This is a genomic window from Pseudomonas sp. AE27, assembly GCF_037113495.1.
GTDB lineage: Bacteria > Pseudomonadota > Gammaproteobacteria > Pseudomonadales > Pseudomonadaceae > Aquipseudomonas > Aquipseudomonas palmensis.
This window is the reverse complement of record NZ_CP146966.1, coordinates 854,946-870,230: the sequence shown is the minus strand read 5'-3', so window position 1 is coordinate 870,230 and position 15,285 is coordinate 854,946. Positions and strand designations below refer to the sequence as shown.

11 protein-coding genes and 1 pseudogene are annotated in these 15,285 nt (G+C 61.3%); 9 read left to right on the top strand and 3 right to left on the bottom strand.

Annotated features, from left to right (window positions below; genetic code table 11):
* The first annotated feature begins 16 nt into the window (after positions 1 to 16).
* From V9K84_RS04050 to V9K84_RS04040, 3 genes are read left to right on the top strand one after another with little or no spacing between them, the layout of a single operon-like run.
* Positions 17 to 721 (top strand): hypothetical protein, encoded by a 705-nt coding sequence (locus tag V9K84_RS04050; protein ID WP_043864530.1) that lies wholly within the window; start codon positions 17 to 19, stop codon positions 719 to 721.
* Between the two features lie 38 nt (positions 722 to 759).
* On the top strand, positions 760 to 2,637 hold the full coding sequence (locus tag V9K84_RS04045) for a DUF294 nucleotidyltransferase-like domain-containing protein (RefSeq protein ID WP_088515242.1): 1,878 nt from the start codon (positions 760 to 762) through the stop codon (positions 2,635 to 2,637).
* Positions 2,634 to 3,344, top strand: coding sequence for a 3'-5' exonuclease (locus tag V9K84_RS04040; protein ID WP_043864532.1), 711 nt, complete (start codon positions 2,634 to 2,636; stop codon positions 3,342 to 3,344). The genes V9K84_RS04045 and V9K84_RS04040 overlap by 4 nt, the downstream gene beginning before the upstream one ends.
* A 139-nt stretch (positions 3,345 to 3,483) precedes the next feature.
* Here the strand turns inward: V9K84_RS04040 and V9K84_RS04035 are convergent, their stop codons facing one another.
* Entirely contained in the window at positions 3,484 to 5,154 is a 1,671-nt protein-coding gene (locus tag V9K84_RS04035; protein WP_054915306.1) for a BCCT family transporter, read from the bottom strand.
* A gap of 203 nt (positions 5,155 to 5,357) precedes the next feature.
* Between V9K84_RS04035 and V9K84_RS04030 the strand changes: the two genes are divergently transcribed.
* The gene (locus V9K84_RS04030) at positions 5,358 to 5,705 is read left to right on the top strand and encodes a hypothetical protein (protein WP_058541323.1); all 348 of its coding nucleotides are present in this window, start codon (positions 5,358 to 5,360) and stop codon (positions 5,703 to 5,705) included.
* Positions 5,706 to 5,711: 6 nt separating this feature from the next.
* Here the strand turns inward: V9K84_RS04030 and V9K84_RS04025 are convergent, their stop codons facing one another.
* Positions 5,712 to 6,677: a GlxA family transcriptional regulator gene (locus tag V9K84_RS04025; RefSeq protein WP_054915308.1), complete on the bottom strand. Its 966-nt coding sequence runs from the start codon at positions 6,675 to 6,677 to the stop codon at positions 5,712 to 5,714.
* Between the two features lie 127 nt (positions 6,678 to 6,804).
* Here V9K84_RS04025 and V9K84_RS04020 point away from each other — a divergent pair, with 127 nt between their 5' ends.
* The gene (locus tag V9K84_RS04020; protein ID WP_088515243.1) at positions 6,805 to 7,446 is read left to right on the top strand and encodes an HD domain-containing protein; all 642 of its coding nucleotides are present in this window, start codon (positions 6,805 to 6,807) and stop codon (positions 7,444 to 7,446) included.
* Positions 7,447 to 7,455: 9 nt separating this feature from the next.
* Here V9K84_RS04020 and V9K84_RS04015 read toward each other — a convergent pair whose 3' ends face one another.
* Positions 7,456 to 8,694 (bottom strand): divalent metal cation transporter, encoded by a 1,239-nt coding sequence (locus tag V9K84_RS04015; RefSeq protein WP_256582854.1) that lies wholly within the window; start codon positions 8,692 to 8,694, stop codon positions 7,456 to 7,458.
* Positions 8,695 to 9,136: 442 nt separating this feature from the next.
* On the opposite strand from V9K84_RS04015, the gene V9K84_RS04010 reads away from it, so the two are divergent.
* The 4 genes and pseudogenes from V9K84_RS04010 to V9K84_RS03995 form a co-directional block, all read left to right on the top strand.
* Positions 9,137 to 11,041, top strand: a complete 1,905-nt coding sequence (locus V9K84_RS04010; RefSeq protein WP_143516657.1) for a hypothetical protein — start codon at positions 9,137 to 9,139, stop codon at positions 11,039 to 11,041.
* Between the two features lie 639 nt (positions 11,042 to 11,680).
* Positions 11,681 to 12,691: a tRNA dihydrouridine(20/20a) synthase DusA gene (gene dusA / locus V9K84_RS04005; protein WP_088515245.1), complete on the top strand. Its 1,011-nt coding sequence runs from the start codon at positions 11,681 to 11,683 to the stop codon at positions 12,689 to 12,691.
* 120 nt (positions 12,692 to 12,811) lie between these two features.
* Positions 12,812 to 13,738, top strand: coding sequence for a transaldolase (tal, locus tag V9K84_RS04000; RefSeq protein WP_043864539.1), 927 nt, complete (start codon positions 12,812 to 12,814; stop codon positions 13,736 to 13,738).
* A 174-nt stretch (positions 13,739 to 13,912) separates the two neighbouring features.
* A pseudogene (locus V9K84_RS03995) lies at positions 13,913 to 14,845 on the top strand (alkaline phosphatase family protein); the annotation flags it as partial.
* Between the last annotated feature and the right edge of the window lie 440 nt (positions 14,846 to 15,285).

The following is a 15,285-nucleotide window of genomic DNA, read 5'->3' as shown; positions in this document are numbered from 1 at the left end:
GCCATGGAGGCCCGGCATGTTGCACGTTCTGTTCCACCGCTTTCCTCTTGCCCTTGCCCTGAGCGCCCTGCTCGTCGCCTGCGTGCCCTACCCGCGAGAGCGCCCGGCCTATGCCGACCTGTGCGAGTCGCGCCAGGTGTTCGAGGTGCCGACCGCGCACGGGGTCAAGACCTTCTACCTGTACACCTACCTCTACGACCATGCGCTGATGTGGAGAGATCGACCCTACACGCAGGGTTACTTCAGCGTGCCCCATGGCTCGCCACAGCGCGAGTTCTACGTGCAGGTGATCGGCTTCAACAAGAATCGCCAGCAGCCTCTCAAGCCAGGGTCGGGCGAAGCGCCCATCCCCATGCTGTACGACAGCCGCAAGGCCTACCTGACCTTCGAGAATGGCCAGCGCCTGGCGGCCCGCCCGGACCTTTACCTGGGCGCGCTGAACAACGACTTCCCGCTTTCGGGCAAGGACTACGTGCGCCCCTCGCCGTTCGACATCAACAGTGACGAGGTGCACCGGCGCATTCCCAAGCTCACCAACAACAGCCGCTATGGCTCGGTCTACGTCGCGTTCAACACCCCGGACTTCAACGCCGACGCCAAGTGGACGATCAACCTGGGCACGTTGGAAATCGACGGGCAGTCGGTTACCGTGGCGCCACTGCAACTGTGCCACCACCCGAAAAAATCCTGGATCGGCGTCGAGCCGTTGATGCGGCCCTGAGCCCCGGTCCACTTCACGCCCACATTCAGCGAGGTTGCATGCAGATCGAGCTTCTGGAGGTTCGCGATCACCTCCACCGTTTCGCCCCTTTCGACGCCCTGCCCGAAGAAACCCTCAACGGCATTGCGCCACGAATCCAGGTGAGCTATTTCAAGGCCGGTAGCACCATCCTGGAAGCAGGCGCCAGCATCCAGGACCTGCACTACGTGCGCAGCGGTGCGGTGGAGATCTACCGGCGCAACGGCGAGCTCTACAACCGCCTGGGCGAAGGCGACATCTTCGGCCAGGCCGGGTTGCTGCGCAGCAACAAGGTGCGTTTCCCGGCCAAGGCGCTGGAAGACAGCCTGATCTACTTCATTCCGGCAGACCTGTTTGCCGAACTGTGCGAGCAGCACGACAGCTTTGCCGAGTTCGTCGAGGCCGAAGGGCATTCGCGCCTCAAGTCCGCTGTCGAAGGCCAGGGCCGCGCCAGCGAGCTGATCCAGCTCAAGGCACGCACCCTGCTCTCGCGCAGCCTGGTGTGGGTGAGCCAGGACACTTCGATTCTGGACGCGGCGCGCCTGATGGCCGCCGAAAGCGTGTCGTGCGTGGCAGTGGTCGAACCGGTACCGGATGCCCCCGACAGACTGCTGGGGCTGGTCACCGACCGGGACCTGCGCACCCGCGTGCTGGCCGCCGACCTCAGCAGCAGCCTGCCCATCAGCACGGTGATGTCGAGCGATCCGGTGGTGATCCAGGCCAACGACTCGGTGTTCGAAGCCATGCTGTGCATGCTGCGGCGCAACATCCACCACCTGCCGGTGGTGCACAAGGGCCGCACGCTGGGGCTGATCAACCTGTCGGACATCATCCGCCACGAGTCTCAGAGCAGCCTGCACCTGGTCAACAGCATCTCCAACCAGAACAGCGTGGCTGGCCTGCGCTCGCTGCTGCGCGACCTGCGCGGCACCTATGTGCGCATGGTGCGCGATGGCGCCACGGCGCACATGATCGGCAGCGCGATTTCCGGCATCGGGCGCGCCTTCACCCAGCGCCTGCTGGAACTGGCCGAACGCGACCTGGGCCCGCCGCCAGTGCCGTACTGCTTCATGGCGCTGGGCTCGATGGCGCGGGACGAACAGTTGCTGGTCACCGACCAGGACAACGCCCTGGTGCTGGACGACAGCTTCGACCCGGTGCAGCACGACGCCTACTTCCTCAAACTCGCCACCTTCGTCAGCGACGGCCTGGCCGCGTGCGGCTACAGCTACTGCAAGGGCGGGATCATGGCCACCAACGACCAGTGGCGCCAGCCGCTGCGGGTATGGAAGGGCTACTTCACCCAGTGGATCGACAAACCCAACGCGGCCACCCTGCTCAACAGCAGCATCTTCTTCGACCTCGACGGGGTGTATGGCCAGCTGGAACTGGTGGAAACCCTCAAGACCCTGTGCGCGCAGAAGTCCAGCGCCAGCCCCGCCTTTCTTACCGCCATGGCGCGCAATGCACTGAACCGTACGCCGCCGCTGGGGTTCTTCCGCACCTTCGTGATGGAAACCGACGGCCGCCAGAAACAGATCATCAACCTCAAGGGCCGCGGCACCGCACCGCTCACCGACCTGATTCGCGTACATGCCCTGGCCTGCGCCAGTACCGCGCAGAACTCGGTCGAGCGCCTGGAAGCCATCAGCGCCACCAAGCTGATGCAGCCGGCGGCCATCGAGCACCTGCGTTATGCGCTGGAGTTCCTGTCGATGGTGCGCATTCGGCACCAGGTGGACGCCCTCGAAAACGGCCAGCAGCCAGACAACTACATCGAGCCCGAGCGCTTCTCCAGCAGCGAGCGACACAACCTCAAGGAAGCGTTCCAGGTGCTGAGCCATGCGCAGAAGTTCCTGCGCTTTCGCTACCCTGGCATCGTGCGGCACTCGCGATGAAGCCGCGTGGTATCGACCGTATCGACTGGGCAACGCGCTTTCAGGCACTGGCAGCCCAGGCGCGCAACCCGCTGCTGAAGAACTTCTACGCCGCCGGCGTGGTGCCGGCTGGCACTCCCCTGGAGCAGGTGCCGTTGCTGGCGCTGGATGTGGAAACCACCGGGCTGGATGCGCAGAAGGACGCCATTGTCAGCATTGGCCTGATGCCCTTCACCCTGCAGCGCATCCGCTGCGCCGAGGCGCGTTACTGGGTGGTTAAACCGCGCACCGAACTGAGCGACGAGTCGGTGACCTTCCACCACATCACCCACAGCGACATCCGCCATGCGCCCACCCTGCCCCATGTGCTCAACGCGTTGCTGGGGGCCATGGCCGGGCATGTGATGGTGGTGCATTACCGCAACCTGGAGCGCGGGTTTCTCGACAATGCGGTGCGACGGCACCTGGGTGAGGGGCTGGAGTTTCCGGTGATCGACACCATGCAGCTGGAAGCGCTGCTGCACCGTGGCAAACGCAGTTGGCGGGACCGCCTGCTGCGCCGGCCGCCAGCCTCCATACGCCTGGCCGACAGCCGCGCACGCTATCACCTGCCGCCCTATCACGCGCACCATGCCCTGACCGATGCGTTGGCCACGGCCGAGCTGTTGCAGGCACAGGTGGCACATCGGTTCGAAGCGGGAATGGAAATCGGGCGGCTGTGGGATTGAACGCCAGCAAACTGGCTTTGTGCAGAAGCCAGCCTTGCTGGCGATGCCCGGCTACGCCGGGCCAGGGGCGCCATGCACGCCATCGCCGGCAAGGCCGGCTGCTACGCCCCCACAATAAAGTTGCTGCGCCGGGCGGGCTTTAACCGCGCGGCTCCGACATCAGTCCCTTGACCAGCGACACACAGCCGAGCAGCAACACGATGGCGAACGGCAGGCCGGTCGACACCGCCATCGCCTGCAGCGCAATCAAGCCGCCACCGAGCAAAAGCGCAATCGCGATCACGCCCTGCATCACCGCCCAGAACACCCGCTGCGGCACCGGTGCATCCACCTTGCCACCGGCGGTGATGGTATCGATCACCAGCGAGCCGGAGTCGGACGAGGTGATGAAGAACACCGCCACCAGCACGATGCCGATGAACGAGGTGATCTCCTTGAGCGGCAGGCCGCTGAGCATCGCGAACAGCTTGAGCTCCAGCACCGCATCGGTCACGCCGGCAAAGTGCTGGTTCACGGTCTGATCGATGGCGGTGCCGCCGAAAGTGGTCATCCACAGCACCGACACCAGCGAGGGCACCAGCAACACGGCGATGAGAAACTCGCGCACCGTGCGGCCACGGCTGACACGGGCGATGAACATGCCCACGAACGGCGACCAGCTGATCCACCAGGCCCAGTAGAAGGCAGTCCAGCCCTGGGTGAACTCGGCATCCTCGCGCCCCACCGGGTTGGACAACGCCGGCAGGTACTCGATGTAGGCCGTGAGGTTTCTGAAGAAGCCGGTGAAGATCGCCAGGGTCGGCCCGACCACGATGATGAACACCAGCAGCAGCAACGCCAGGCCCATGTTCACCTGGGACAGCATCTTCACGCCCTTGTCCATGCCGGCCAGCACCGAGCCCAGGGCGATGATGCTGATGCCGATGATCAGCAGCACCTTGCTGACATTGGTCGAGGGGATCGCGAACAGGTATTCGAGCCCGGCTGCCGCCTGCTCGGCACCGATCCCGAGGGAAGTGGCCAGGCCGAACAGCGTGGCGAACACCGCCAGGATATCGATCACATGCCCCGGCCAGCCCCACACGCGCTCACCCAGCAACGGGTAGAACACCGAGCGGATCGACAGCGGCAAGCCCTTGTTGTAGGTGAACAGCGCCAGCGACAACGCAACGATCGCGTAGATCGCCCACGGGTGCAGGCCCCAGTGGTAGATGGTGGCCGCCATCGCCATGTCGGCCGCCACCTTGGCATCACCGCCTGCACCGCCCAGCGGCGCCCAGTCGGTACGCACGCCGTTGGCGTCGAGGGTGACCCCGCCCATGGCGGCCGAGAAGTGCGACATCGGTTCGGCCACGCCATAGAACATCAGGCCGATACCCATGCCGGCGGCGAACAGCATCGAGAACCAGCCCACATAGGAATGGTCCGGCACCGCTTCGCGCCCGCCCAGGCGCACCTTGCCCAACGGCGAAACGATCAGGCCCAGGCACAGCAGTACGAAGATGTTCGCGGTGCTCATGAAGAACCACGCCAGGTTGGCGGTCAACCAGCTGCGCATGGCGCTGAACACCGGCTCGACTTCGTTCTGCAAGGCCAGGGTGAGGATGACGAACAGGAAGATGGTGGCGGCAGAGATGAGGAACACCTTGCCGTGGATGTCCAGCGAGAAGGAAAACTCGCCCTTGAAATTGTCCTGGCCGACGACGTAGTCGGTATCGATCAGGTTTACTTCACCGCTGGGAGCTGGAATGCCGTCGACGGTCGGCGGCTGAGAATGCCCGGGTGTGTCGTTGGAGGGGGTTCTTCCCACGAAATAGCTCCTTGAATTGCTGGCACGCTTCGACGTGCAGTGATCTGATAGCCCCGCTGTTCCTATGGCAAAACGAGAAATGTGAAGGCCACAGGGTAGCAGGCCTGAGGTCGGACCGCCGCACCCGTCATCGGTTCAAGGCTTTTTGCCATTATTTGCATTCACCTTGCCGGCCCTTTATTGCACGACTCAAGCGAGCCCCCATGTCCCGATACGCCATCGCCGTCACCGCCGCCGACCACAAGCCAGGGATCGTCAAGCTGCTGCGCCAGTGGTCTGCCGACAGCATCGGCGAGCTGATGCGCAAGGTGGGCACGCAAACGCCGGTCGTGCTGTTCGATACCACGGACTTCGCCCTGGAGGTGCCCAGCGAGCAAGGCACGGTGACGCAGCAGCAAACGCTGCTGGCAATCATCGATGCGCTGGAGCAGGCCGGCGCCAGCCTGCGCATCACCCACCATGCGGGCACGCTGGTGGAGCCGCTGACGCGTGAGATGCTGGAGAACCTGTTCGAAAGCGAGCTGCTCTACCTGGGCCAGGAGCACGACTGAGCGTTGCTACGCCCCGCCGTGCCCGTAACGCTTGCGGTACTCGGCAGGTGTCACCCCCACGTGCTTGAAGAACGCTCGGCGCAAGGTGTCGGCGTTGGCGAAGCCGCATTTGGCGGCGACCTGCTTGGGCGCATCACCACCGGCCTCCAGCAGGGCGCGTGCAGCGGCCACCCGCGCCGACTCCACCCAGGCCGCGGGGGTGACCCCCACCTCGGCATGAAACAGCCGGGCAAAATGCCGGGGGCTGAGGCCGGCATGTTCGGCCAGTGCCTCGACTGTCAGCGCCAGCTGCGGGTTGGCGGCCACCCAGCGCTGCACTTGCTGCAACACCGAACGCCCGGCTGGCTGCGCCTCGCCCTTGCGGCTGAACTGCAACTGCCCGCCCGGGCGCTTGAAGAACATCACCAGTTGCGCCGCTACCCGCAGCGCGATTTCACGGCCCAGGTCTTCCTCCACCAGCATCAGCGCCAGGTCCAGCCCGGCAGTGACCCCGGCGGCTGTGCGCAGCTTGCCGTCGCGCACATACAGCGCATCCTCTTCCACGCTCAGGCTCGGGTAACGCTGTGCCAGGGCCTGTGCCGCGGCCCAGTGCGTGGTCACCCGCCGCCCATCCAGCAACCCGCTGGCCGCCAGCGCGAAGGCGCCGGTGCACACCGAGCCGAAGCGGCGCGACTGGCCCGCGCAGTCGCGGATCCAGGCCAGCAGCGTGTTGTTCAGTTGCATCCGCGCCGCATCCGGTGCCCCGGCCACCAGCAAGGTGTCGAAGCACTGCCCGGGCTCACCTGCCACCAGGTCGGGCAACAGCCGCGCACCGGACGAGCTGTGAATGGGCCCTGGCTCGCACGCCACCACCTGCAACGTGTAGACCTGCCGACCCGCCTCGACATTGGCCTGGGCGAACACATCCAGCGGGCCCGACACATCGAGCAGCTGAACACCGGGCAGCGCCAGTACGGCAATGGTTCTGGTCATGGCGAAGGGGCGAACCTCAAGGCGTCGTGATTTCACGTGAAATGGCAGTATATGGCGTATCACGCCATTTGAGGACAGCAGTGTCGAGCCTGACAATGAAGGCGAACCCCAACCCGGAGCCTGCCCCATGACACTCGACATCCACGGCATCAAGATCCCCGACAGCCACCTTGCCCGCGAAATCACCGAGGTGGTACGCGATACGGCCTCGCCCCTGCTGTTCCACCATTCCAGCCGCGTGTTCTACTTCGCCGCCCTGGCGGGCCAGAAGCGCGGCCTGAAGTTCGACGCCGAGCTGCTGTACTGCGGCTGCATGTTCCACGACATGGGCCTGACCCATCAGCACAGCAGCGCCTGCGAGCGTTTCGAAGTGGATGGCGCCAATGCCGCACGCGACTTCCTGTGCGGCCACGGCATCGCCCAGCAGGACATCGATACGGTATGGACCGCCATCGCTCTGCACACCACCCCAGGCATACCCGAGCACATGCACCCGGTGGTGGCGCTGGTGACAGCAGGGGTCGAGATGGACGTGCTGGGGCTGACCCACGGCCAATACAGCGCTGCCGAGCGCGAAGCCATCGTCAGCGCCCACCCGCGGGGCGAGCACTTCAAGGAAGACATCATCCAGGCCTTCTACGACGGCATCCGCCACAAGCCGCAGACCACCTTCGGCAACGTCAAGGCGGATGTGCTGGCCGACAAGGACCCCGCCTTCAAGCCCGGGAATTTCTGTGCGGTGATTCGCGGCTCGAAGTGGGCGAGCTAGGCACCTGCTCTACAGCGTCACCAGCATGCAGGCCACGGTGATGGCCATGACCCCGGTGGCAATCCACCCAAGCCAGCGCAACCGCGGCCTGATCACGTGCTCGCCCATCGTTTGCGGTCGCGATGCCAGCAGCATCATGACCACCATGATGGGCACGGCGATCACGCCGTTGAGCACTGCCGACCAGAACAGCTCCTTCACAGGGTCGGTGGGCGTGAAGCACAGGATCACCCCGCCGACGGTCGCGGCGGCGATCAAGGTGTAGAACGCACGCCCTTCGCCCCTGTCCAACCGCGCGCTGAGGCTGCCCGACCACCCCGCTGCTTCGGCCACGGCATAGGCGGCCGACCCCGCCAGCACCGGCACCGCCAGCAGCCCGGTGCCGATGATGCCCAGGCTGAAGATCAGAAAGGCAAAGTCCCCCGCGAGCGGGCGCAGCGCCTCGGCCGCCTGGGCCGAGGTCTGGATATCCGTGATACCGGCGGCACGCAGGGTTGCCGCCGTGCTCAGGATGATGAAGAACGCGATCAGATTGGAAAACGTCATGCCCACCACCGTATCGACCCGGATGCGCAGCAGGTGCCGGCGCACCTCGCGCCTTGCCGGCACCTGCTGGCCCGTGGTGGCGTCTTCCATTTCCTGTGCGGCCTGCCAGAAGAACAGGTAGGGGCTGATGGTGGTACCCAGTACCGCCACCACCATCAGCAGGGTGTCATGGTTGAATGCGATATCGGGGAACACGATACCCCGCGCTACCGCGCTCCAGTCCACGTGCACCATGAACGCCACCGCCACGTACGACAGCAGCGCCAGGGTCAGCCATTTGAGCCAGCTGACGTAGGCGCGGTACGGCATGAACACCTGTAGCACCAGGCACAGCAGGCCGAACGTGACGGCATAGATATGCGCCGACCCGCCCACCAGCAAGCGAAGGGCCTCGGCCATGGCTGCGATGTCGGCCGCCAGGTTCAGCGTATTGGCCACCAGCAGCATGCCCACCACGGCCCACAGCACGCTGGCGGGAAAGCTCTGCTTTATATTGGCGGCCAGTCCGCGACGGGTGATGTAGCCGATGCGTGCGCTCACCAGCTGAATCGCGATCATCAGGGGCAGGGTCAGCACCACGGTCCACAGCATGGAGAAGCCAAACTGTGCGCCGGCTTGCGAATAGGTGGCGATACCGCTCGGATCGTCGTCGGCGGCGCCGGTGATCAACCCGGGCCCAAGCCGTCGCAGGCTGCGGCGCAATCCGATTTTCCTGACAGGCTTCATGGCCGCGCCTCGATTCACCTGCGGGGGTGGGCCGAACATTGCGCAGGGGATAGCAACAGACTAGCCCGCCCACGGCCGTTTGGGCGCCGGCATGACAGGCTTGCAGGCGAAGCTTGCAGACTCTTGGTAAACTGGCGCACTTGTTTTTTTGGGGCTGGCCGTGTGACGCGGTGTCAGCGCAGAACGCCCATCGCCCGAAACATCCGTGGACCCCGCTGGCTTATCGGATTGTCTCAGCGATCACTACTTCAAGAGCCACGCCGAATGCCCTCCGCCTTCGTCATACCTTGGGTGGTGACCGGAGTGTTCGCAGTAGGACGATTCGTACTTCTCTCATGCGCCACAACAGTCCATTACCGTATTCATAATCACCCCGAAATTTGATACGATTTCTAGTTAATCCAAGGTAGGACCATTAATGAAAAAGCTACTATTTGCATCGGTTTTAGTTCTGAGCGGCTGCGGAGACACCGCACCGAAAGGCATAATTTTGGGTGATGTAATATTTGGTATTGATTCTTCCAAGCCAATGCCAGTAGAAAACGCAAGGCTTAATTACCCGGAAGACGCAGTGGAAGCACGTGATGGGACTATCTATGTTTCGGATACGCACTTGCACGTGATCAGAAAAATCAAAGACGGCGTAGTGGAAAACTTCGCAGGCACTTTTGAATCAGGATTCAATGGTGATGGGCCCAGAGAATCTGTCATGCTCAATCTTCCTACGGCGTTGCTTATCTCCGACGACCAGAAGTATCTGAATTTCGCAGACAGCGGCAACAATCTAATTAGAAGAATAAACATAGAAAGCGGTGAAGTCTCAACAATTGCCGGAATTCGTGGCGGAGAAGAGCTGCCTAACGTTGGCACAGCAGCCACCGCCTCTCCAATTGGATACACAGCCTCTCTAAAATATGATGAAAATGGCAATTTATGTTTTCCCTCAACCCGCATGATAAACGGAATTTCTGTTGAGGGTGGCATTTTCTGCATCGACAAATCTCAGACAATAATATCCAACACCACGACAGCTACTCAAAAATTCGAAAAAGCAAAAGACATCCTGATAGGAGAGAATGAATCCTATGTTACGGAACTGAACAAACTCTACAAATTCAAGCAAGATAAAGAGACAGAAGTTCTTACAATGCAAAGTGGGTACGGAAAGGGGCTTGCGAAACTTGGCGACACTCTTTTCGTAGGAAACCATACATTGCTTTACGCGGTAGACGAGAACTTTAACTCAAAAATTGCAGCATCTGGGTTTGCTAACATCTCAAATGTCAAACCCTACCATGGCGGTTTACTGATTACCGACTCCGACCAAGGTGTTATCTATTCGTTCGATGGTGTAAACAAAACCCAGCTCACTGGCACGAGCGCTAATGCGATAGGTGCTCTTACCAGTGTTGCACAGTATGGTGAAGGGAAGCTTTTAATACTCGACAATCAGCGACCAAGAATTTTTATACTTGATATAGCTACGGGCGAGTCGTCCGTTTGGGCTGGTACTGGAGAGCAGGGCTGGGCATCGATTAACGTAGATAAACTAAATACGAAATTTTACTACCCTACTACACTGGCAGTAGACAAGAACCTCAATGTGTTTGTATCAGAACAACATCGAATCATGAAGATTGATGCAAACGGGCAGGTAAGCAGATTCGCTGGCCATGACTCCTACGGCGATATTGACGATGACAACCCTGAAAATGCTCGCTTCAAATCTATTGCTGGAATGTCATTCGGTGCAGATGGGACCCTCTACGTAACGGATACATATAACCACAAGATTCGAAAGATAAGCCCTACCGGTAAAGTTACTACGTTGATAGGAACTGGAAGTGCAGGCGTTCCTGTCATAGGGGGCGCGGCAAATACTTCAAAGCTAAATCACCCTCTCGGTGCTATTGCGCTGAAGAACGGTGATGTGTTGATCGCGGACGGCTGGAACAACTCCGTGCTGAGAGTCGATACAAATGGAATAGTACATAGCTTTGCCGGGAAACAAAAATATTCAATTTATCAAGGCATGGGGTCTTTCGCTGGTGACAATGGCTTGGCTGTGGATGCCGAGCTTAATACGCCAACCAAACTTGCCGCAGATGAACATGGAAACGTGTTTATCACAGACCAGTTCAATCACAAAATCAGGATGGTCACTGGCACTGGAAAAATCTTGACAATTGCTGGCGAAGCACAAGGCTTTGCACCTCACGGAAAAAGGCTGAACTTCCCTAATGGCATTCAGGTCATTGATGGATATCTCTACGTGGCAGATAGCGGAAACCGAGTGACACTGAAGTACAAAATAGGTAAGTAGCAAGCGACAAAAATAATGGCAAGATATAATAATCTTGCCATTTTTAAAGCCTGAACATATCTGTCAGTGCTTATCTGAGCGTTTGTGCGATGGGTAGTTATTACATATACCCAGCCGATTGAACTACTGGGCGCGGTGTAGAAGCGTTTGGATTGCCTTTAGGCGGTTTTGACAGCTTGCGTCAAGGGCCACATCCTGAGCCACCAATCCTACACCGCCCGCCTGTAAGTGCAGGCTTGACCTCGTCATCACCTTGATGGGGTTGAGAGTAGCCCGCTTGGTATTTCCCAACGCAGCTTCTCGTGGTTCAGGTGCCGCTCGCTCGTCTCCTTGATCGTTACACCCGCCCAACTAGCCTTCTCGATACCTCTTGGCTCGTACAGTTTCGCCTCGCGCTTACTGATCCAGGCTTGGGGTCGTTGCATCCGATCGAGGGTTTGGGTTTCCTGATAGACTGTCTCACCCTTTTTCACGGTCCGGATCTGCACGGTATTCGCTGTCGATCCGTCCTTGCGCTTGCGCTGCGTGATGGTTCCCGGGGTTTTGCTACATGACTGCTTGAGGCTACTACCTTGTAACAACAAGCAAAGCAAAACCAGCAAGAACCGGAATAATTCGGCATCAATCAGAGATACAGAAATGCAACAGATTCAAGCGGAAAACCCAACAGCCCCAGGCAATACGGTCGTCAGGAGGTTTTCTGTTGCACCCATGATGGACTGGACCGACCGCCACTGCCGCTTCTTCCTGCGCCTGCTGTCGCGCAATGCCTTGCTCTACACCGAAATGGTCACCACCGGCGCCCTGCTGCATGGCGACGCCGAGCGTTTTCTGCGCCATGACGAAGCCGAGTACCCGCTGGCCCTGCAACTGGGTGGCAGCGTGCCGGCGGACTTGGCCGCCTGCGCCGTACTCGCGCAAAACGCCGGCTACAACGAAGTGAACCTCAACGTCGGCTGCCCCAGCGACCGCGTGCAGAACAACATGATCGGCGCCTGCCTGATGGGCCATCCGGGGTTGGTGGGCGATTGTGTGAAGGCCATGCTCGACGCAGTGCAGATCCCGGTCACGGTCAAGCACCGCATCGGCATCAATGGCCGCGACAGCTACGCCGAGCTCTGCGACTTCGTCGGCCAGGTACGCGACGCAGGCTGCCGCAGCTTCACCGTACACGCGCGCATCGCCATCCTCGAGGGCCTCTCGCCCAAGGAGAACCGCGAGATCCCGCCACTGCGCTATGACGTCGCCGCGCAGCTCAAGGCCGACTTCCCGGACCTGGAGTTCATTCTCAATGGCGGCATCAAGACCCTCGCCGAATGCCAGCAGCACCTGCAGACCTTCGACGGCGTGATGCTCGGCCGCGAGGCGTACCACAACCCTTATGTACTGGCCGAAGTCGACCAGCAGCTGTTCGGCAGCGACGCCCCGGTGATCAGCCGCAGCGAAGCGCTGGCCAGGCTGCGCCCGTACATCGCCCAGCACCTGCAGAACGGCGGCGCCATGCATCATGTCACCCGGCATATCCTCGGCCTGGGCCAGGGCTTCCCCGGCGCTCGCAAGTTCCGCCAGCTGCTGTCGGTGGACATCCACAAGAGCACCGACCCCCTGGGCCTGCTCGACCAGGCGGGGCTGCTGCTGGAAGGACGCTAGGAACCTGCGCGCGGCTGGACACTCCAATCGTTACCCTCCCCCGATAGCCTGCCGCACAGCCCTTGAGCGGCCGGCAGCGCTCGGGTAATGTCGTCCAACCGCACAGGACAGAGCACGCTCATGACTTCCAAGCTGGAACAACTCAAGCAGTTCACCACGGTCGTCGCCGACACCGGCGATATCGATGCGATCAGCCGGCTCAAGCCGGTCGACGCCACCACCAACCCGTCCCTGTTGCTCAAGGCCGCCGCCATGCCCGGCTATGCCGAGCTGCTCGATGACGCGCTCAAGCACAGCAAGGGCGACCTGGGCCTTGCCTGCGATGCATTCGCGGTATCGGTGGGCAGCGGAATTCTCAAGGTGATCCCGGGCCGTATTTCCACGGAAGTGGACGCCCGACTGTCCTTCGACCAACCTGCCCTGCTGTCCAAGGCGCGCCAATTGATCGAGTTGTACGACAAGGCCGGCATCGGCCGCGACCGCGTGCTGATCAAGCTGGCCTCCACCTGGGAGGGCATCCGCGCCGCCGAGGTGCTGGAAAAGGAAGGCATCCAGACCAACCTGACCCTGCTGTTTTCCTTCGCCCAGGCGGCTGCCTGTGCCGATGCCGGGGTGTTCCTGATTTCGCCGTTCGTGGGCCGTATCTACGACTGGTACAAGAAATCGACCGGCAAGGAGTATGTCGGGGCCGAAGACCCGGGCGTGAAGTCGGTCACGCGTATTTACGATTACTACAAGGCCAACGGCTACGACACCGTGGTCATGGGCGCCAGCTTCCGCAACATCGGCCAGATCGAGCAGTTGGCCGGCTGCGACCGCCTGACCATCAGCCCTGAGTTGCTGCAGCAGCTCAGCGATGACCAGGGCACCCTGGCGCGCAAGCTCACCCCGGGCAAGGCTGGCGAGCCACGCCTGACACTCGACGAAAGCCAGTTCCGCTGGCTCTCCAACGAAGATGCCATGGCCACCGAGAAACTCGCCGAGGGCATCCGCCAATTTGCGCGGGATCAGGAGAAACTCGAGGCGTTGTTGGCTGCAAAGGCCTGATACAAATACGGTTTGCCAGGCAAGGTGTGAAGGCGGAGCATTAGCGGTTTTGCACGCTGGATCTTGCAGACCTCTTCGCCGGCAACGCCGACTCCTACAGGGCTGCACGATACTGTAGGAGCCGGCATTGCCGGCGAAGCGCCGAAGGCGCACCCATCCATCTTCGAGTAATCAATGCCCGAAAACACCCCGCTGCCCCTGGTACTGGCCGGCCCGTTGCTGCGCCGCCTGGAGCCTGCGCGCATGGTCCTGTGGCTGGTCGGCTCACAGCCGTTGCAGCCCGAACTGCACCTGCAACACTCCACCGAATACACCCTGAGCTGTCAGGTCATCCCCATCGGCCAGCACGCCTTCGTGCACCTGCTCGATATCCAGCTGCACACTCCACTGCCCACCGACGTGCAGATCGACTACGACGTGCTGATCGGCGGCCAGGGCATCGCCACCTGGGCCCCACACCTGTTGTATGAAGGCGCCCGCCTGCCCAACTTCGTGATACGCGAGCGCCTCGACCAGTTGTTGCATGGCTCGTGCCGCAAGCCGCACCACCCCGCCGCCGATGGCCTGTTGTGCGCCGACCGCCTGCTGGCCGCGCCCCACGCACCCGCCGAGCGCCCGGCGCTGCTGATGATGAGCGGCGACCAGGTGTACGCCGACGATGTCGCCGGCCCCATGCTGCGGGCCATCCACGGGCTGATCGAACGGCTGGGCCTGTACCACGAGCACCTGGAAGGCGCCGTGGTGCAGAACAGCGCCGAGCTGTACCGCCACCCGGCCAGCTACTATCACCGTGCCGACCTGCTGCCAGCCCTGGAAAGCAACGAAACCCTGCGCGAGCGCTTTTTCGGCGGCACGCGCAAACCCATCTTCACCAGCAGCAACGCCGACAACCACCTGGTAACCCTGGCCGAGATCATGGCCATGTACCTGCTGGTCTGGTCGCCTGTGCCCTGGACCTTGGTCGACACCCCCATGCCATCAGGCCTGACCACCCAGCGCCAGGCCCGCTACCAGCGCGAACAGCACTGCCTGAAGGGCTTCGTCGAAGGGCTGGACGGCGTGGCGCGGATACTGGCGCACCTGCCCAGCCTGATGATCTTCGATGATAGTCCGAACGTAGGGGTGCGGGCAGCGTAATCCGAACGTACAGCAGTTATGGACACCATCTAATCTCTGCCTCTCTGGGAAAGACCTTCAACGTCCTGATTTCCATCCATGCGAACATGAGTGACTACAACTACGTTAAGTCGGTGAACGTCTAGAAATGCTTCGGCTAGCCTACGCTCCGTCCTGGAGCCTGTATGCTGAAAGCGAAAGTCAGGGGCATTTGTAGGAATCAGCGATGAAAATAACCGGAAGAGCTGAGGTCGAGACCGTTACAGACGTCGTGTGCGATGTATGCAGTTGCTCCACCCGCTTGGATACTGACGGGCATCAGTTCGGCACACTGGGGCTATGGCACTGCCCATGATGGGGAGCGCTATGAGCTGCACAGCTGTCATACCCATATTGAATGGAGCCCACTGCAGGAGCCAAGCTACTCTGGC